Annotated in this window: 13 protein-coding genes; 7 read left to right on the plus strand and 6 right to left on the minus strand. The window is 37.0% G+C overall.

Annotation, left to right across the window (positions count from 1 at the left end):
- Positions 1 to 150: 150 nt before the first annotated feature.
- The 3 genes from E1171_RS20895 (at position 151) to E1171_RS20905 (ending at position 2645) form a co-directional block, all read left to right on the plus strand.
- A complete protein-coding gene (locus E1171_RS20895) occupies positions 151 to 744 on the plus strand; it encodes a Crp/Fnr family transcriptional regulator (RefSeq protein WP_155208015.1) in 594 nt (197 codons plus the stop codon).
- Between the two features lie 69 nt (positions 745 to 813).
- Complete coding sequence (locus tag E1171_RS20900) at positions 814 to 1692, plus strand: pirin family protein (RefSeq protein ID WP_155208016.1); 879 nt, start codon at positions 814 to 816, stop codon at positions 1690 to 1692.
- Positions 1693 to 1718: 26 nt separating this feature from the next.
- Positions 1719 to 2645, plus strand: coding sequence for a DUF5996 family protein (locus E1171_RS20905; protein ID WP_155208017.1), 927 nt, complete (start codon positions 1719 to 1721; stop codon positions 2643 to 2645).
- Between the two features lie 278 nt (positions 2646 to 2923).
- On the opposite strand, the gene E1171_RS20910 is transcribed toward E1171_RS20905, so the two are convergent.
- The 5 genes from E1171_RS20910 to E1171_RS20930 all read right to left on the minus strand — a co-directional run bounded on the left by E1171_RS20910 (position 2924) and on the right by E1171_RS20930 (position 11470).
- Positions 2924 to 3628 carry a haloacid dehalogenase type II gene (locus tag E1171_RS20910; RefSeq protein ID WP_246164465.1) on the minus strand — a complete coding sequence of 235 codons (705 nt, stop codon included), beginning with the start codon at positions 3626 to 3628 and terminating at the stop codon, positions 2924 to 2926.
- A gap of 545 nt (positions 3629 to 4173) precedes the next feature.
- A complete protein-coding gene (locus tag E1171_RS20915; protein ID WP_155208019.1) occupies positions 4174 to 6006 on the minus strand; it encodes an IucA/IucC family protein in 1833 nt (610 codons plus the stop codon).
- Positions 6007 to 6077: 71 nt separating this feature from the next.
- Positions 6078 to 7496 (minus strand): lysine N(6)-hydroxylase/L-ornithine N(5)-oxygenase family protein, encoded by a 1419-nt coding sequence (locus tag E1171_RS20920; protein WP_246164467.1) that lies wholly within the window; start codon positions 7494 to 7496, stop codon positions 6078 to 6080.
- The gene (locus tag E1171_RS20925) at positions 7480 to 9966 is read right to left on the minus strand and encodes a GNAT family N-acetyltransferase (RefSeq protein ID WP_155208020.1); all 2487 of its coding nucleotides are present in this window, start codon (positions 9964 to 9966) and stop codon (positions 7480 to 7482) included. Before E1171_RS20925 ends, E1171_RS20920 begins: the two co-directional genes overlap by 17 nt.
- Complete coding sequence (locus E1171_RS20930) at positions 9947 to 11470, minus strand: pyridoxal phosphate-dependent decarboxylase family protein (RefSeq protein ID WP_155208021.1); 1524 nt, start codon at positions 11468 to 11470, stop codon at positions 9947 to 9949. The genes E1171_RS20925 and E1171_RS20930 overlap by 20 nt, the downstream gene beginning before the upstream one ends.
- A gap of 519 nt (positions 11471 to 11989) precedes the next feature.
- Between E1171_RS20930 and E1171_RS20935 the strand changes: the two genes are divergently transcribed.
- The 4 genes from E1171_RS20935 (at position 11990) to E1171_RS20950 (ending at position 17909) form a co-directional block, all read left to right on the plus strand.
- The gene (locus E1171_RS20935; RefSeq protein ID WP_155208022.1) at positions 11990 to 12955 is read left to right on the plus strand and encodes a helix-turn-helix transcriptional regulator; all 966 of its coding nucleotides are present in this window, start codon (positions 11990 to 11992) and stop codon (positions 12953 to 12955) included.
- A gap of 153 nt (positions 12956 to 13108) precedes the next feature.
- Complete coding sequence (locus E1171_RS20940) at positions 13109 to 15463, plus strand: TonB-dependent receptor (protein ID WP_155208023.1); 2355 nt, start codon at positions 13109 to 13111, stop codon at positions 15461 to 15463.
- Between the two features lie 23 nt (positions 15464 to 15486).
- A complete protein-coding gene (locus E1171_RS20945; protein ID WP_155208024.1) occupies positions 15487 to 16710 on the plus strand; it encodes a DUF4374 domain-containing protein in 1224 nt (407 codons plus the stop codon).
- Positions 16711 to 16721: 11 nt separating this feature from the next.
- Positions 16722 to 17909 carry a PepSY-associated TM helix domain-containing protein gene (locus E1171_RS20950; protein ID WP_155208025.1) on the plus strand — a complete coding sequence of 396 codons (1188 nt, stop codon included), beginning with the start codon at positions 16722 to 16724 and terminating at the stop codon, positions 17907 to 17909.
- A 243-nt stretch (positions 17910 to 18152) separates the two neighbouring features.
- Here E1171_RS20950 and E1171_RS20955 read toward each other — a convergent pair whose 3' ends face one another.
- Entirely contained in the window at positions 18153 to 19031 is an 879-nt protein-coding gene (locus tag E1171_RS20955) for a bile acid:sodium symporter family protein (RefSeq protein WP_155208026.1), read from the minus strand.
- Positions 19032 to 19265 lie beyond the last annotated feature (234 nt).

Below are 19265 nucleotides of genomic sequence, written 5' to 3' on the forward strand. Positions count from 1 at the left end.
CCAAAGGTGAAAGCTAATATTTATGCCTACTTTAGGGCAGGTTTGTTAATTTCCGGGATAAAAAACTATCTTTAATACATTTAAACCCCGATATGCTCACTGAGCTTATCGGGGTTTTGAGTTGCAATAGTATAAATCTAATACCGACAGATGAATAATTTTAAGCTAACATCTTTTCTTACTTCTAATGTTGATCTTGATGAAAAAATGCTAAATGAGCTTATTGCTAATTTTAAAATAAAGCATTTTCGAAAAGGGGAGTATTTACTTCAACAAGGCGAAGTTTGCACAAATTACTTTTTTATTGAGACAGGGCTTGCTAGGCTCTTTGGAATTAACCGTGTTGGGAAGGAACATATCATTCAGTTTGCTCCTGAAGGTTGGTTTGTTAGTGACCGTGAAAGTACTTTTTTTAAGCAACCCTCTTCTTATTTTATTCAGGCAATTGAAGACACAAAAGCCTTTCTTTTAGACGAGCAATTTATACTTAAACTCTCGGAGTCTAATCCAGCGTTTGTGGAATTTAATAATAAGCTTCTGCACAATCATATCAGGAACATGACCAAGAGAGTTTACCAACTTTTAAGTGCAACTGCTGAAGAAAGGTACTTAGCTTTTACTAAGACATATCCTGACATTTTGCTTAGGGTTCCTCAAATAATGGTTGCTTCTTACCTGGGTATTACACCGGAAAGTCTTAGCAGGGTAAGAAAAGACTTAGCCCTAAAAAATTTTAAAAAGTAGATTTCTTATCATACATCAATACCAGGCTAAACTATTGTTGCCAACTTTGTATCATAAAGACTAAATGGTATGGCAACAAAAAAAATAGAAAAAGTAATAACCCCGGCAGGTAAACACTTTGTCGGAGATGGCTTTAATGTACATAACATTATTCCCGGTAGTCAAGGATTAAGCATGCAACGCTTGAGTCCATTTATTATGATGGATTATAATGCACCCTTTTATTTCCCTCCGAGCGATACACCCAAAGGGGTTGGAGTCCATCCTCATAGAGGCTTTGAAACAGTTACTATTGCTTACAAAGGTAAAATAGAACATCATGACAGTAGCGGTGGTGGAGGTATTATTGAGGATGGGGATGTACAATGGATGACTGCCGCTTCCGGTGTCTTACACAAAGAGTTTCATGAAAGGGAATGGAGCAAGAAAGGAGGCATCTTTCAAATGGTTCAGTTATGGGTGAATCTACCTGCCAAGGATAAAATGTCGGAGCCAAAATATCAGGCCATTACCAATAGGAGTATGGGAAGGGTTATGTTGGAAAATAATATGGGGGAAGTTGAAATTGTTGCAGGGGAATATCAAGGAATAAAAGGCCCCGCATCCACTTTTACACCACTTCATCTTTATAATATAAAAATTAAACAAGGTGCAAAAGTAGACCTTAGCTTTCCAGCTGCTTACAATACGGCCCTTTTGGTGCTTGAAGGAAGCCTTAAGGTGAATGATAAAGACAAGGTTCCGACAAATAATTTTGCTTTGTTTGAAAACCGTGGAGAAGAATTCTCAATTACCACCAAGGAAGATACCGTAGCATTATTATTAAGCGGAGAGCCCATTAACGGACCAATTGCTGCTCACGGCCCTTTTGTGATGAATACTAAACAGGAGCTTATGCAGGCTTTTAATGATTTTAATGAAGGTAAATTCGGTTATTTAGAAGATTAATAACAAGCACTTTAACTATTATAAGAATGATGGCATTTAAAACCAATTCATCCAAATGGCCTGTCTTAAATTTCGTAGAAATGCAAGACACTATTGAAACCTTACACCAATGGATTCAAATTGTGGGAAAAGTAAGGCTAAAGACTATGCCATGGCAAAATCACTCCTGGCATACTACACTTTATGTAACCTCATCTGGTTTTTCTACCCATGGGATTCCTTACCAGGGACGTATTTTTCAAATTGATTTCGACTTTAGAGCGCATAAACTGCTCATACAATGCTCCAATTCTACGACATTAAGTATGGATTTATATCCAAGAACGGTAGCCGATTTTCATGCCGAACTATTTGAAAAATTATCAGAAATTGGCGTTAATATAAAAATACATCCCAAGCCAAATGAATTAGATCCGGCCATTCCTTTTGCAGAAAATCGAATCAATAAATCCTATGACCCAAATGCGGCCAATGCACTCTGGCAAGCGATGTTAAAGGCCAATTGCGTTTTTAATCAATTTAGAAGCGAATTTATTGGGAAGGCTAGTCCGGTTCATCTGTTTTGGGGAGCATTTGATTTGGCAGTCACTCGTTTTTCCGGAAATGTTGCTCCATTACATCAAGGAGGGATGCCAAATATGTCACTGGAGGTCATGCAGGAAGCCTATTCACAAGAGGTAAGTAGTGCTGGTTTCTGGCCAGGCTCCAAGGATTTTCCCCAACCCGTTTTTTATGCATATGCCTATCCAAGTGCTGTAGCTTTTGGAGAGCAAAAAGTTTTGCCAAAAGAAGCTTTTTATAGCACCGAAATGGGAGAGTTTTTCTTGAAATATGAGGATGTCCAAAAATCTGATGATCCTGAAAAGACCCTTTATGACTTTTTGCAAACCACATATGAAGGCGCAGCCAATACTTCAAAATGGGATAGAGCGAAGTTGGAAAGAAAAATATGAAGAGAAAAATCGCTGATAAGAAGCCAGTCGCTGCTGAGTAAAATAAAGTGAAGAATACTTGTGATGCTAAAACTTCAATGCCTAGCCAATGCTCGCACCGTTAGAATTCTTTTATGACTACTGAGGGATTAAGTATTTGGCGGGAAATAGGGTGATAAATTTTCCTTTCCAACTAACAGACAAAAATAAAACTTATTACAGTTCTTTAGCTTTTTACAAGTTCTTTCCCCTTCACCTGAGGAATGGTATTTCAGTAGAAGGGGAATTTTATTTTTTAACTATTTTTTTTGCGCAATTAGTTTTTCGGCAATTAACTTGAGGTTTGGTTCTACAATTTCTGGAGTAGGAGCAAGAGGATATAATTGTGCACCCATTCTTTTTACAAATGCTGCTCTCCAACCGGCCCACAAAGCGCCAGCTACATCCCATCCATGGGCTGCGGTAAGTAAGCATTCATTTGGTTTTACCTTCATTTTTCGTGCTGCCCAATTATAGACATCCTGATGAGGCTTAAATTTTCCTATATTTTCTACGCTTAATCTTTCATCAAAAAGATCGATTAACCTGGCATTTTCAAATTGTGTTTTTGATAATTGGTAAGAGGAATTGGTTAAAGAAACTAATTTGTAGCCATTTTTCTTTAGCGCCTCTAATGCGCTTTTTACTTCAGGATGAGGGGGTAAAGATTGTACTGGGGCCACTGCTTTTTTAGCTTCTTCTTCGCTGAGATTTATGCCATTATTTTCCGCAGTCATTCTTAAAGTTGCCACACCAATTGCTCCAAAGTCTTCATAATGATTCCCTACTGTAGCGACCAAAGAATATTGCAACATGGTGGTAAACCATAAAGGAAGCAAATCATTTCTTCCTCCAAGTGCTTTCCCAATACTGTTTTTCATGAAGGTTAGATCAAGTAAGGTTTCATTCACATCGAAAAAAAGGACTTTTGGTTCTTCTTTTATTTCACTTTGGATTTCATTCATTTTATTTGCATTGATGAATTTTGGGACCATAACACCTGAGGTACCGGCCAGGGTTGCATTTTTAATGAAATTTAAACGGCTATTTTCTATGTTATGAGATAATTTACATAACAGACTAAATAGTAGGTTTTATCATCAAATAAAGAAGGAATTCCTTCATTTTATAACTTGATGGGTTTTATTTTTATAATCAATGAAAACAAGGGTTTTATGGTCGATTATATTTCTTTGAAAGGAATAAAACAGAGCTGAAAAACCATTTTCAAGCGTTATCTTTTCTCTTGTTTTGAAGCTGTAATTTCCTTAAATGATTCAAAGTTTAATGGTAAGGTGGTTACTTTTTAATTTGAGATGAAGTTGAAGAATGGATATGGTTTGTTTTCTGAATTTTGTCCTTTTTTACAAAGAACCAATTATTCCTATCCTTAAAAAAGGAAATTTTTTTAAAACCATTTGGGATTATATATAGAAATAAGAGGAAAAATTAGGCTGTCTCACTTTGAAACAGCCTGATTGTTAAAAGATATATTCAGGGGAGAATAATTTTATGAAGTCACCTTTTCAGAAACATAAGCTGCAATGGGGTTTTTCAGTGTTTCTACAATTTCCGGCATTGGGAAGCTTGTATCATCTTTGTATCCAACCGTAAGCAGGCGAACCCGGTTAATACAAACCCTTTTGAATTCCTGGGCAAAGAGGTCAAATTTCTGAAATAACTTTGAAAATTCCGGATGGTCTTTTTGATAATCATCAATAATTTTGTGTACGGCTTTCCAGAAATCCGTTTCCGTGTACCCATCAATAGAATTATGAGAAACATTACTAATGTAGCGAAAAACACCATCAAAAATTCCAGATAAGATGAATAGGGTGATAAACTCATCCTCAATAGTTCTGATGATGGGTTGCATTTCCTCAGGTAATTTGGCGTGTGCCTCCTGATTTAAATTTATTTCCTCTACAAAATCTTTTACAATGACCCGTTGCGGAATATAATCTTTCAATACAAGAATGGTGTTTTCCCCGTGTGGGCTAAAACATAATTGGTGCTTATAAAAACAATGAATTAACGGTTTAAAATAGGCTTCGAGGTAGGCTTTCATCCATTGTTTAGGGGTTAATCCTGATTTATTAATCAGTGACCCAATTAGGGAGTCTCCTTCATCATCTACATACATTAAAGCGGCCATGGTCATCATTCTTTCTCCCTCTTTTAGGAATGGACTGGCACTTTCCCTCCAAATTACACCTAGCATCTCTTTATAATAGTAGGGGATTTGGTCCAGTTGATCAAAATGAGGATGACGGAAATTGATAGTAGCAATTTCCCCTAGCATCACAAAGCCACAGGCATTGAGAAAACTATCATTACTCATTCTTGCCTTCATATATTGCGTAATAGCAGGAGCAACTTTAAGACGATCAGGAGATAACCCTCTGTAGAGTGCTGTGTTCAATATGGATACAGCCATCTTTACATAAAGTCGTTCTGGGCGGTCTACATTTAAAAAGGTTCGGATAGACTGTTGTGGGGTATACTGATCTTCTCCTTCTCCTAAGGGAATAAGTTTATTTTGAGCAATATCCTGTCCAAATAGAAAGGCTAACTTATTTTGCCACTGCCAATCATGAATTGGAATGAACAAGTATTCTTCAGGATTCACCCCTTCTTGTTGAAGGATGTTTTTAAATTCACCTACCTTTTCTTTTCCCAGTTCTTGTTCTATTAACAGTTGAAAAGGGAGTGAATCAACTCCAAAATAAGTGGCCCTTGATTGATGGGCAGCCACCCATTTTAAACGGATCAATTGATCAGATTCAGGGGCATGTTGATAATAATCTTCTACATTAAAACCTATGCGACCCTTATTGATAGTGGCCCAAGGGTGACCTTCCATGTGGTGCTCAATGGTTTGATAATCGGCATCTGCTAATTCATCAGCAGTCAATCGACCCTTGGCAATAAAATTAGCATCAGCAAAAAGGGTGTGGGAGCTTTCTCGAATAAAGTGTGCAAGGGTAAAAGGTTCAATTCCGATACTTTGTTGAAGTTCGGTATAAAAAGCAATAGCATCTATGGCTGGGTATTCCTCTCCTTTAATTACCTTCACAAGGGAAGAAGGATCAATATACCAATAATCCATTTGACGATGTTCTGCAGAAAAACGATAGGAAATGTTTTCTGAATCAGTAGCGAGTTCAAAATAAGTTTTTCCATTGTTTTCCCGAAGTACTCTTGGTTTCAAAAGTAATTCGTGCATTAATTCGCTAATAGATTTAATGATATTAGCTTTATTTACTTTTTCCCAAATATCTTTTCTCAAAACTTCTGCTCCCTTAAATAAAGCTGGTGTTTGAGTTTTCATTGTCTTTGTCATTGCTTTATTATTTATTTCGGTGAAAACTTTATGGTTAATTAATTCAAATCGTTATTGAATTGATTAGGGTTTTAATTCGCAGGACTCATTTGGTTAAATAAATCTGAAATTTCTTCCTTACCCATATCTTTGGAAGGAGTTCCAAATTGCTGAAAGGCAATTTGTTCTTCTAAAGGATAATGTATGTATCCTAAAATGGAATTGATGATGCTTGCACTACGCTGGGCTCCCATTCCTAGATCTGGGGTTACAAATCCATGGGTGTGAAGTTCCCCATTTTGTACAAAAATGCTTTTCCCTTCATGGTCTATAGCATAATTTCGATGTACATCATAGCGACCTTTCGTATCCCACCGAATTTGCTCCTGAATAGGTGCGATAAATTTCGGGATACTAGCCTTGTAACCCGTGCAGGAGATGAGTGCATCCGTAGGCTCGGTAAAGTTGCGTTCTAATTGGGTATGCCGGAAGTGTAAATTCAATTCGGTGGCCTGACCAGGGGTAGCTTCTACCTTAAATAATTCCGAACAAGGACGTAAACTAATAGGAATTTTTTCCTGATCTAAGGAGCGTTGGTAAAGGTAATCGTAAATCTCGTTGATCAAATCATAGTTTATCCCCTTGTACAATTGGTTTTGAGCTGAAAGGATTTTCTCTCTTTTGTGTGGAGGAAGATGATAAAAATGATCCACATAATCCGGAGAAGTCAATTCTAAAGTGAGTTTGGAGTATTCCAAAGGGAAAAAGCGGTCCGGCCGACTAAACCAGTTTAAATGGAAGCGATGATTTTTCTGTTCACGAGCTAAATCCAGAAATATTTCCGCCGCGCTTTGTCCTGAACCTACAATGGTTATGGAGTTTTTGGAAAGAAGTGCTTCCTTACGGTACAAGTAATCGCTACTATGCAGACAGTGGTCAGCATGAGCATTTTTTAAAAATTCTGGTAGGTGAGGAGTGGTTCCTGTTCCCAAAACCAGTTTCTTGGTGAAATAAGTTTTCGTTTTTTGGTTGATTAAATCTATGACACTAACCTCATATTTTTTTGTCCGGGTGTCATAATGAATGTTCTCGACTTGATGGCTAAACTTCAAGTTGGTCAGTTGCCTAATAACCCATTTACAGTACTGATTATATTCTTTTCTGAAAATGAAAAAGTTCTCACGAATATAGAACTGGTAAATCCGATTGTTTTCTCTTAAATAGTTTAAGAAACTGAAACGATTGGTGGGGTCAATCATGCTCACAAAATCGGCTAAAAAGGGCACTTGTAAAGTGGTGTCCTTCAACATCACTCCCGGGTGCCAATTAAAGTTTTTCCTTTGGTCAAAAAATAGGCCATTCATTTCTTTTAAAGGATCTGCTAATGCAGCCAGACTAAGATTAAAGGGACCAATACCAATGCCAATAAAATCATATTCCATTTTTTCCATGGGTGTTCTTTTTATTCTTTTAATAAATTCTTCTTGTTTCCATTTAGCCTTGAGCTTCATACAGCTCTTCATTTAATCGCTTAATGAACCCGTCCTTTTCAGGGAATTTGTCCTCCAAGTTTTCAGGGGTAAGGAAAAGTAAAGAAGCTTCCTTATTAGGGAGTTTTATTTTGTTAATACTTTGGAAGCCTATCAATTTGGCTAATTGAATCATAGGTTTAGCTTCTGCATTTGGCTCCCCGGTTATTCTTTCAACTTTAGGGTGGCTAAAGAAAAATTCTGCCACTGTTCGAAGAGCATACAAGGAATACTGTTTTTGTGAGGATGTCCGAGGCCCAATCATAAAATGCGCCCCATAGTCCGAAGGTTTTGCATCATAGTGTTTACCTAGTTCATCAAAAATCGACCAATAACTTTCAACAGTAAAAAGGATTTCTCCATTTATGATGCCTATAAAAGGATGTGCATAATCTGAAGCGGAAAGATTGAGGTAAAAGGCTTCTAATTCCTGTAAGGACATATTCATGGCCCAAAAGGGTTTGGCATAATCCATATGAAACCATTTGTGCAATAATTCCAGATCTCCTTTTTCAAAATCAAAGGGTCGGACAGAAACGGTTAGATCACTTTTTTCAAAGTAACGCTCAAAAAGAATATCTATAGTTTCGGGCTTTAAAAGGTCTTTTTGGTAATGGACTAAATGAAGAGGGTTTAGATAATCCACATAGACAGATTGGTTATCAATCGGGCGTATAACCTCATCCATTTCATAGAGGGAAGTGAGCAAGTTTCCTTTCACCTCCCAGGCTCTTTCTTGAAGGATATAGGCCAAAAATCCAGTTTTGTCTTGTTGGTGCAGGGAAGAAGCCTCTTCATGGAAAAGTTCCAACAACCGCTTTTCACTAGAAAGTTTTGCTCTTCCCATGGCATTGATAACGCCCAGAATATTATTAATAACAAGGTAATAGGTCAGTTTTGAATTGATAAATTCAGCTGGACCATAGGATTCACTTAATTCTCCCAGCTCTGGGATTATTTTTTGCACTTCTGAAATTCTTGAGTCCAGGAAGAAGAACCCTTGATTATCTCGAAAAAAGAATCGATCAGGATAACCTTTTTCATCCAAACGTATTAGCGTATTCTGTTGATGTGCTTCAAAGGCAAGCCCAAATTCATTGTAAATATGAACCAAATTTCGAAAGCCTATTGCCAGGTAGCGTTTAAACCATTCTTCCGAGGCTTCCGTTTGGCTACAATTATCCTTCTCACAAATAGAGTTGATTATTATTTGCAGGCGGGATGGAGATCCAAGAATTCCATCCTGGCATATGGCAGCTAGTAAACTGATGTTTTGATCCGTTTTGAACGGATTATTTCGAAAGCTGGTATTAAACCCATTAATGACCTGTCCCTTGTGTTTTATGCCAATGTAGGCTGGGTCGGTGATAGCCTCAAAAGTGGGATAGTTTTTTCGAATTTGCTCACCAAACGAACTTTCAAATAATCGGCCCATTTCGGCACTCCTGTACAACTCCTTGGGTATGTTGACCCGTTTGGAGTTGGTGATTTTTACATCCAGGGACAACTTGATCATGAAATCACTATCCTCATGATATACCGTTCGGATAGAAGAAGTGGCAGTGAATTTTTTGCCACAGACACCCAGGTCAACCAACAGTTTATTTTTTAGAAGTTCTTTTACATCTGGCTGCTGATTTAAATAAGTTGCCTCCCATGGGTGCAGCGGTAAAAGGCTCCATTCTTCTTTGTTTTTGATTTTATCTTTAATGTCCGAAGGAACAGAATTATCTGCCAATAATTCTTCTTTTAACTGTTGATCTATGGGCTTATCTAAAGTGGTATCCTGCCAAACAATGGAGGGGTCGGCCAAATAATAGTTTAATGCAAAACGTCCCCCTGTTTCCGGAGAATATTGTAGTAATTCCTCCTTGGAGAATCCCTGTCGACTTTTGCCCAATGGGTGCATGGCATGGCCTAGGATCAAACTTTGTTCGGCTTCAATAAAATTTTGAACTTTTCCATTTATTCTATTTAATTTCTCAGGGTGGGAAGCATGCCACTCCAGGAACAAAAATAGGTTCTGAACATGATTATTAAGCCGATCCTTAACGACATTGACTTCTATTTCCTCCCCATCGTTTTTTTGGTTCGATAATTCATATTCCTTCAAAGTGAGGGTAACTAGTTCCTCAAAGTTTAATGCTCTGATTTGGTCAGAGGCTTGATCTCGGACTACAACGGGAAGAGCAAAGCTGTGGCGCCCAGTTTGTGAGAAATAAGTTAAAGCACAGAAAATATCTTTTTTATGCTTTTTTAAAGGAATCTTTATCCACCTCTCATGATTCCGCCTTTCAAAAAGTTCTGCAACTACCGGATCATATTTAGGTTTTTGGAAATACCTTTCTCCACCATCGATTTCTCTTAAATAGCTGTTTAAATAGGAGTTGGTGGCAAGATCTAATGCTAGGGCTTTGATTTCTGGTTTATAGTTATTGATGGAGGTCTGCATGTTGCTTAATTTGATTTAGTATGAAATGAAAATCTTTGATAGTCATTAGGGGATTTAGGATAGTAAATTTCAGGTAGGTGGTTCCCCTTACTTTGGTACTTGCAATGATTACCTTTCCCTCCTTAAATAAAGACTGCCTGATGTTCAGGTTTAGGACATTTAATTGTTCCTCATTCAAATTTGAACCTGGGTTAAATCGAAAAACTAAGCAGTTCAGTTCTGGTTGATGGAGTAATTCAAAGGCCGGGTCTTTCCCTATTAGATGAGCAGCTTGTTTGCTCAGTAACAAGGTATACTCATAATGCTTAGAAAGCATCTCTCGTCCTAGTGTGCGAAGGGTCATCCATAATTTGAGTGCATCAAATCGTTTAGTAGTTTGTAGGGATTTATTCACATTATTGGGAAGCCCTTGCTTTTCCTGTTCTTTGGAGTTTAAATAATCGGCATGATAACAGATATAACGGGCTGCATCCTTGTTTTTAAACAAAAAACCACTGCAACTTACAGGTTGAAAGAATGTTTTGTGATAATCTATAGTGACCGAATCAGAATGTTCAATTCCTTTTAAACGAGATGCTTGGGTGCTACTCATCAACAAGGCTCCTCCCACAGCTGCATCTGTGTGGAACCAAAGTTGATATTTTGAAGCAATGCTAGCAATTTTTTCCAGGGGATCAATGCTTCCAAAATCCGTAGTACCAGCTGTACCAATGACTGCTATTGGAATATTTCCTTTATTAAGTTCTTCTTTGATAGCTTCTTCCAACGCTGAGGTGGACATGCGAAATTGATTATCAACGGGAACACCGATTACGGATTTATGGCCAAGGCCTAAAACTGCAGCATTCTTTTTGATACTGAAATGACTATTTTCAGAAGTAAAAATGCGAAAACGGGAGGCTTCGGGAGGAAGTCCATCTATTTTGATATTGACACCAAGCTTTTCCTGACAAAATTGATCACGGGCCATTAATAAAGCCATTAGATTGGATTGTGTCCCACCAGAGGTAAATATTCCATCTGCCTGATCCTTGTAGCCAATTAAGTCACAAGTCCAGCGAATCAATTTTTGTTCAATAAGGGTGCCTCCTGCGCTTTGATCCCAAGTATCTAAAGAAGAATTGACAGAACTGATTAGTACTTCCGCTGCAATGGCAGGTGTTAGTATAGGACAGTTTAAATGTGCTATGTATTTAGGATGATGAAAGGCAACGGCATGGTCCAGATAAAGATCTTTTACTTCCTCTAGTACTTTTTCAAAATCGACATTTTGCTGGGAATTATCGAGGTCGATTAAGTCAAAGCGTTTTTTGAGCTCCTCTGGTTGAACACCAGAAAAAGGGGTATCCCGATTTTCTAAAAAGTTGAGCACATGGCCTACTGCCATGTGCATGTAGTTTTTATAGATTTTCTGGTTAACACCTGAATTATGGAACAAGAAAGGAAATCCTAATCCCTTCCTGGTGGGGGAAGCAGGTGTTAAGGTTGAATTAATAATCGTCATCTGAAAGTTTCTTGGAATAATTAATCGATTTTCAACTAAAGCATATTAAAAACTTTTTTGCTTAGATGATGGGAGAAAGGCCTTTAGTAAAAGTAGATGATTTTGGATTATAGGTATGATTTATAATCTCTAAATAAATGAATTTAAGGCAATTATTTCTCTTCGTCTTTTATTAAAAAGTTGATATCAATGCTAATCAAAAGGGACCATTAAAGGTCTTTGATTACTCCATACACTGGTAAACTTTCGAATGTAAAATTAGATCCTAGCTTGCTTATAAAATATTCCAATCAGGATTAAAAATACGCTATTTAGGATAAATTTATGCTAGCCTTTGTGAAGATTAGGCATGGGAGAAGCACTTGTATTTTGTTTTAGAAAATTTTTAATCTCTGAAATTCAGATAGTTGTGAATTAATTGTTATTTTTATTTGGATTTAGTCTAGATAAAGGACAATTTTGCATCACTCCATACACATTAAACTTTTAAAGCCATGATAAACCAAAAGAATCCAACTCATGAATATATGGGAACATGTTGCCTCTCTTATGGGGGCTCGCTATTTCTTTGATGGAGTAACTACCAAAGTTTCCATTAACAAAAATGAAAAAGTTAGTGGGACTTTGGAATGTATTAAAGTGGATGATAACATATCTATTTCTCTTAATCAGTTGAAAGTAAATGAAGTTTTCACCTTTCCACTTAATGAAACAAAGGCTTTTGTGGAGATGAATTTCGTGCTTTGTGGATGCGAATTATCAGCACCCAATGAGGAAGATGGGTTAAGCTTGAGTAAAGGCTATTGTAGAACTTATTTTAATAATAGTACCAAGAATTATCAGATCTATCCGGTCGGTGGGAGCCCTAAATGGTTGACGCTTTTTATAGATAAGCAGGGGTTTCGGGAGATGATGCCTGAGATGGGATCTTTTGCTCATGATAGGTTTGAAGCCTATGCTAGGTTACCCTATAATATTTCACAAAAGGGTTTTCTTCCCTTAACTATACATTCTTTAATCGAAGAGATTTGGGATAATAAAGATAAGGGGCTAATGAGGACTATGAAATTAAAAGCTAATGCCTATCAATTGGTTACAGAAGTCTTGAAAAATGCCCTTGTTCTAATACATGAAAGACCAAGCGAAAAATATTTGTCAAATGAGGATATTGATAAACTGCACGATGCTCGCAATTACATCAATAAACATTTTGGGAATCCATTGACTTTAAAAGAACTGTCTCGAAAGGTTTGCTTAAACGAGTTCAAGTTAAAAAAAGGATTTAAAGCCTTCTTTAATACAACTGTCCATAATTATTTGATTAATAAGAGAATGGAGTTTTCTAAGGATCTATTAAGGAAAAAGAAAGTGACAGTAGAGCAAGTAGCAATGGAGGCAGGATATAAATGCACGAGTAAATTTATTGAAACATTTAAAAAACATAATGGAGTTACCCCAGGACATTATCGCAGGATTATAAATTGATTTCCTCATAACTTCTAATGGAAAGCTTAAAGGGAAAAGTTTGTCTGCTATCTGAAAAGTCAAAAGCCATGAAATGATGGATAAAGGGCATCTACTTTTCCCAATTTAGCATTGAGAATTTTCAAAAGATTAAGAATAACCAAAACACCTTCTATGAAATTTAATTTTACCATTTTGCTCTTTTTATTCCTAGGATTGTCCAATGCTTGGGCGGAAGAAACCCTAAAAGGAGGGGTTTTTGATGAAAAAGGGGAACCTATTATTGGAGCCACTATTCTGGCAGTAGAAAGTAAGGTAGGAGCAATTTCAGATGTAAATGGGGAATTCAGTTTAAAACTGGGGGAAGGTACTCAAATAATAAAAATTCAATCTGTCGGGTTTCAATCTGAAACCCGACAAATAACGATCTCAGCAAACATTAATCCCCCTTATTTGAAGGTTACTCTAAAGGAAAGTAGTGAGGAGCTAGACGAGTTAGTAGTATACGGGAAATCCTTAGCCGAAGAGAATCGAGAAAAGGCTTATAGCATTGCAGTTGTTGAATCAAAAAAATATGCCAATGTGTCCGTTAATTTAAATCAGGTACTGAATACCGTTCCTGGAATCAATATTAGGGAAGATGGGGGATTGGGATCCTCTTTTAATTTGTCTCTTAACGGTCTAACGGGGAGGCAGGTAAGAGTATTTATTGATGGGGTTCCTATGGATTATTTTGGTTCTGCTTTAGGTCTTAATAATTATTCTGCTAACCTAATTGAAAATATAGAGGTTTATAAAGGGGTTGTACCTATTGATTTATCAGCTGATGCTTTAGGAGGTGCCATTAATGTAGTGACCAACCGAAAACCCATGTCTTTTTTAGACGCCTCTTATTCCATTGGTTCTTTTAATACGCATCGTGCCAGTTTAAATGCTCAATGGTATAACCCTAAATCGGGATTTACGGTTAGGACAATGTCTTTTTATAATTATTCGGATAATAATTACAAAGCAGGGGTCCGAATTACTGAGAATGGTGTAATACCTCCTGAAGGCGAAACCACAGAAGTGGAACGATTTCATGATGCCTATGAGTCCTCAATGGGGCAGGTGTCTTTTGGTGTGCTGGAAAGAGCTTATGCTGATGAGTTAATGCTTGGCTTTTGGTATGCTCAAAACTATAAGGAAATTCAGAATTTTGCTCAATTAGATTATCTGCCTTTTGGACAGATAAATCGAAAGGAAAAAAATTATTTAACGACCTTAAATTATGTTAAAAAAGACCTTTTGGTTAAAGGGCTAAATACTAAGGCTTTTATCGTCTATGCCCAACCTCAAATTATCAACAATGATACAAGCAGTCGCAAGTACGATTGGTATGGAAATTATACTTATAGAGGTGCTGAGGATTCTGATAAGGGAGAGTACAAGGGTAAAAAGTACCTCACGACTACGTCAAAGAACCTTTTAGCCAATGTCTCTTTGCAGTACGCTATAGATCCTAAACAACAGGTAGCCGCCAATTTTAGTACGAATTGGTTAAAACGCATTAATGAGGACCCTTATCGCGACTTATATTCGGAGGCTTTTAGTGAACCTCAATTTGTTCATAAATCAGTGATTGGCTTATCGTACCAGTTGAAATTATTTAAAGAGAAATTAAGTACTACACTTTTTACTAAGAATTACTTCTTCTCAATTCAGGCTACTAATATGCCGGAAAACTATTTAGATGAACCTTTTCCGGTAGACTTTTCCTTAGATAGGTTTGGGTTTGGAATGGCCACCTCCTACAAATTATCGAATGATCTTCAGTTGAAAATCTCATTGGAACAAGCTACCCGTTTTCCAGAGCCTGAAGAAATACTCGGTGACGGTTTACTGCTAGTATCCAACACTGGCCTGCAGCCAGAGATCTCTACTAATGCAAATTTGGGTTTCCGAATGAACAAAAGGTTTGGTGCTAAACATAAGTTAATAGTTGAAGGGAACCAATTTTACAGAGGTTCAAAAGATTTCATAAGGAAAGTGGCAAGGACATTCAACAGTCAATTTCAGAATGAATCTAATGTAAGCACCCTTGGATGGGAGGGAAGTGTCAATTATGAGTTCAATAACTGGCTAACCCTAGGAGCCAACCTTACTTACCAGGATATTCGAAGTAGAGATAAAGATAAAAGCTATTATGGTTCTCGTATACCTAATACTCCTATTTTATTTGGTAATATGCTAGTGAACGTGGTTGCCAAAAAACCATTTCAATTACCCGGGCAATTAGGTGTTTCTTATACAAGCAATTTTGGGGAGAGATACTATTTAAATTGGTCAGAACTCGCTAATGATAAAATAGATATTCCCAGGCAATATGTTCATAACCTGCAACTAATTTATTCCAATAAGGATGGTAGATATAACACCTCCTTTTCAATCAATAATATTTTTGATGCAAAGGTCTTTGATAACTATAGGCTTCAAAAGCCGGGCCGTTCCTTTGACCTCAAGCTTCGATATTTTCTAGTAAAACAATAATTAATTCATAAATCTATTTTAAAATGAAAAAGCTGAATTTTACTTTTTTATCGGCCTTATGCACAGTGGTAGCTTTGTTTCTAATGTCCTGTGAAAAAAATGAAGTCGACCCAAATATTCCTGAAGGAGCAAAGTTTGCTTTGGCCCTAAGTCCTTATGGAACAGAGTCTCTCGATGTTATCGTGGAAACTGATAATATAATGGAGGGGGTCATTTCAGCTGTAGGAAATGGAATCGAACAAAATGGCTATAATGGTTATATTAGCTATAATAATACCCTTTTTAGTGCCTCATTTACCAGTCGGTCTATAAAGGCTTATGATTTAAAAAGCCCCTTAACTTCTAGAGGGGAGTTTGCCTTCGAAGACGAGCTCGGCGTTACAACTACTACGGATGAAAATACTCTTTTACTCATCAGTGGACGAAGAGACGCTACTTCTGCTAAGAAAATCACTTCGTTTGATATGAACACCTTAGAAAAATTGGATGATTTTAGTTTACCTATCGATCTTGAGGAAGATAATGATCTTTCTGCTTGGCCAACAGGTATGATACAACGTGGGAATTATTTATTCGTTTCTTATTTTCAAAGAACCTCTCAGTTTTACCCTGTTGATACTGATAAGGCCAAAGTAGCTGTATTTAGTTACCCTGAAATGGAATTTGAAAAGCAAATTACCGATGAAAGAACAGGAACTCTTGGTATTTATGGAAACAACAATGGGTTGATTGAGACGAAAAATGGTGATATTTATGCCTATTCTTCCAATTCTTATGCTTCAGGGGTAGCCCCTTCGGGTAATCCATCCGCTATTTTGAGAATTAAAAATGGGGAAACCGATTTTGATCCTGCTTATATAATTGATTTTGAAAACAACTCTGCCACTCAAGGGCAAAAAATCAACTTTATGCATTACGTAGGAAACAATAAAGTTATTGTCCGTAAGATTGTAGACGATTCAGAATTGTATTCTGCTTTTGGCAATTCAGAAAATGCAAAAGCCATTTGTGAGTTTGCTGTTGTTGATCTTGTTACCAAAGAAATCAAGAATGTAAGCGGTGCACCTAAACATTGGGGACAGCTCATGACGCCTGTATTGGTTAAGGAAGGTAAAGCTTTTATGGCAGTTTCTAATGGGGAAGAAACCTTTGTTTATCAAATTGATCCGGAAACGGCTACTGCGGTAAAAGGAGCAAAAGTGGAAGGCCTTGAATTAAAAGGAATCTATAGCTTGTCGGCCAACTAAGTTTCAACTTTATGACACAACAGAAGAACCTATTTAAGAAAATCATAGGACAATTTCATCTCTGGCTCGGATTAACATCCGGGCTTGTGGTGTTAATTTTGGGAATTACAGGCTGTATTTACGCATTTGAGCAAGAGCTCCAGGATATGACACAGCCTTATCGGTTTACCCAACAGGTAGAGGGAAAGGCTTTGCCCCTTTCAGAACTTACCGCAATTGCACAAAAGGAATCTCCAGAAAAGGATTTAAGGAGGATGTATCAGCCAGGAGAAGGACGATCTACCATGGCACTCTTTTATGGTGAGGGAGGATACTACGATGCCGTGTTTTTAGACCCTATTTCAGGGGAGGTGTTAAAAAAGAAAAACATGAGGGCAGACTTTTTTACCATTATCCTTTTTCTTCATACTACGCTATTAATTCCATATGGAGATATCGTTGCCTCCACAGCATGCTTAATTTTTGTTATCCTGATGATTTCTGGAATTATTCTTTGGATGCCAAAGAACAAGGCTGCCAGCAAGCAACGGTTTAGGATTCGCTGGAATTCCAGCTGGAAGCGGGTAAATTATGATCTTCATAGTGTACTGGGTTTTTACATGAGTTGGGTGGCGATTTTTACAGCTATCTCCGGAGTGACCATGGGCTTTGACTGGTTTAAGTCATCGGTTTACTGGGTAGCTTCGGGAGGTGAAATATTGCCCAAAGAATTTGCCTATAAATCAGATTTTGAAGTTGTTACACCTGAGGAAAAAGCTAATCCTATGGATGTCATTTTTGAAGATGTAAAGAAAAGACATCCTGAAAATTCCTTTTTTGCTTATTATTTACCAATTCAAAAGGAGGATCCTATTCAGGTATTGACTTCCTCAAAGCTTGGCTTATATTATAACCGTCAAATGCACTATTTTGATCAATATAGTCTACAGGAAAAAACAAATATTCATCCCGCAAGGAGCGGTGATTACGCAATGGCGTCTTTTGCAGACAAGTTAGTTCGGTTGGATATTGATATTCACACAGGAGCGATTGCTGGATTAACGGGAAAAGTATTAGCCTTTTTTGCCAGTTTAATTGCTACAAGTTTGCCCATAACAGGTTTCTTACTTTGGAGAGGAAGAAAAAAGAAGGGAGTCTCTGGAAAAAGGAAACTTATGGGCAGAATAAATGATGACTCTATGGTTACTTCAACTAATTGATTTTCTGTTATTGGAAACTAACCCTTAATTTGAAAACTTCTTAAAAGAAATGGTGCAGATATAAATAGCTAAAAAATTAATTAGGTTTTTATAGATGCAACATTTCTTTTTAAGGCAAAAAATCTAAATTTTTTTACACTAGTCTAATTGAAAATTCCCTCTATAAATCATTAAAAACCTGCCATTAAATAAGAAATTAATCTTTTGAATTAATATTTCCTTCTTAAACTTCCCATTAATGATTTAAGCCATCTTAATTTCCTTTTCTTTTTTAGCTTGTTTATTTCCAATTAAGATGGGTAAAATGGCTGTCGGATACATGATTAAGCTATAGACGGCAGCGGCCATAGCAAAATCGGGTCGGGCCAGGGAAACTACGGCAATGTTAATCGCCAGGGTGCCATTTTGATTCCCTGATTCTAAGCAAATAGATAAGGCTTGCTTAAAATTTAAACGCATAATTTTTGCTGATAAAAATCCAATAAGCATGGTGGTAATATTTAGACCCAAGGTAATTACTAAAGCATTTTCAAAATACTCCACTATTTGATCCCTTTCTTTAACTAGGATTCCCACTATCACCAGGAATAATACCAAGGCACTAGCTATCCGAACAGGTTTATCCATTTTTAAGGCAAAGTTCGGTGCAAACTTTTTTATCAACATCCCTAGAATTAATGGAATGGCAATGATGATTACCAAAGAAGTCATGATGTTTCCGACAGGAGCATTTATGCGGGTTGATTCACTCATAAATTCGCTGAGTCCAAAGTTTACGATCAATGGAATGGTGATTATGGTAATTAAACTATTGACCGCTGTCAGAGATACAGATAAAGCAGTATCTCCCTTGGCTAAATGTGTTAATAGATTGGAAGTAGCGCCTCCTGGGCAAGCAGCCAAAATCATGATGCCAATAGCCACAGTTGCATTTACATTTAAAAATTGAATGAGCAGGTAGGCAATAAGGGGAAGAAAAACAATCTGGTTGACAAAGCCAGTAAAGAAGGCCAAAGGGAATTTTAATACCCTTTTGAAATCATTTAATGTTAGTGATAGGCCCATTCCGGTCATAATGATGAATAGGGCGCCAATGAGGAAAATGGTTGATAAAGTATCCATTTGTATTTTTTATATTTCCACGATGGCGGATAAAATAATAATAAATTACTTAATATGCTTAAAATATTTAGGAAAAACTTCCTTATGGTATAGAAATTTTAATAAAAATTGAGGTTTGGTCAATGGCTCTTCTTATTTATTTGGCCGCTCTAATTTTAAAGAAAAATTGAGGTTGAGATATTTTTAATGTATTTTCCTTTTGTTTTAGGTTAGAGAAATTGCCCTCCTTTTTTT

The organism is Xanthovirga aplysinae, from assembly GCF_009711365.1.
GTDB classification, from domain to species: Bacteria; Bacteroidota; Bacteroidia; order Cytophagales; family Cyclobacteriaceae; genus Xanthovirga; species Xanthovirga aplysinae.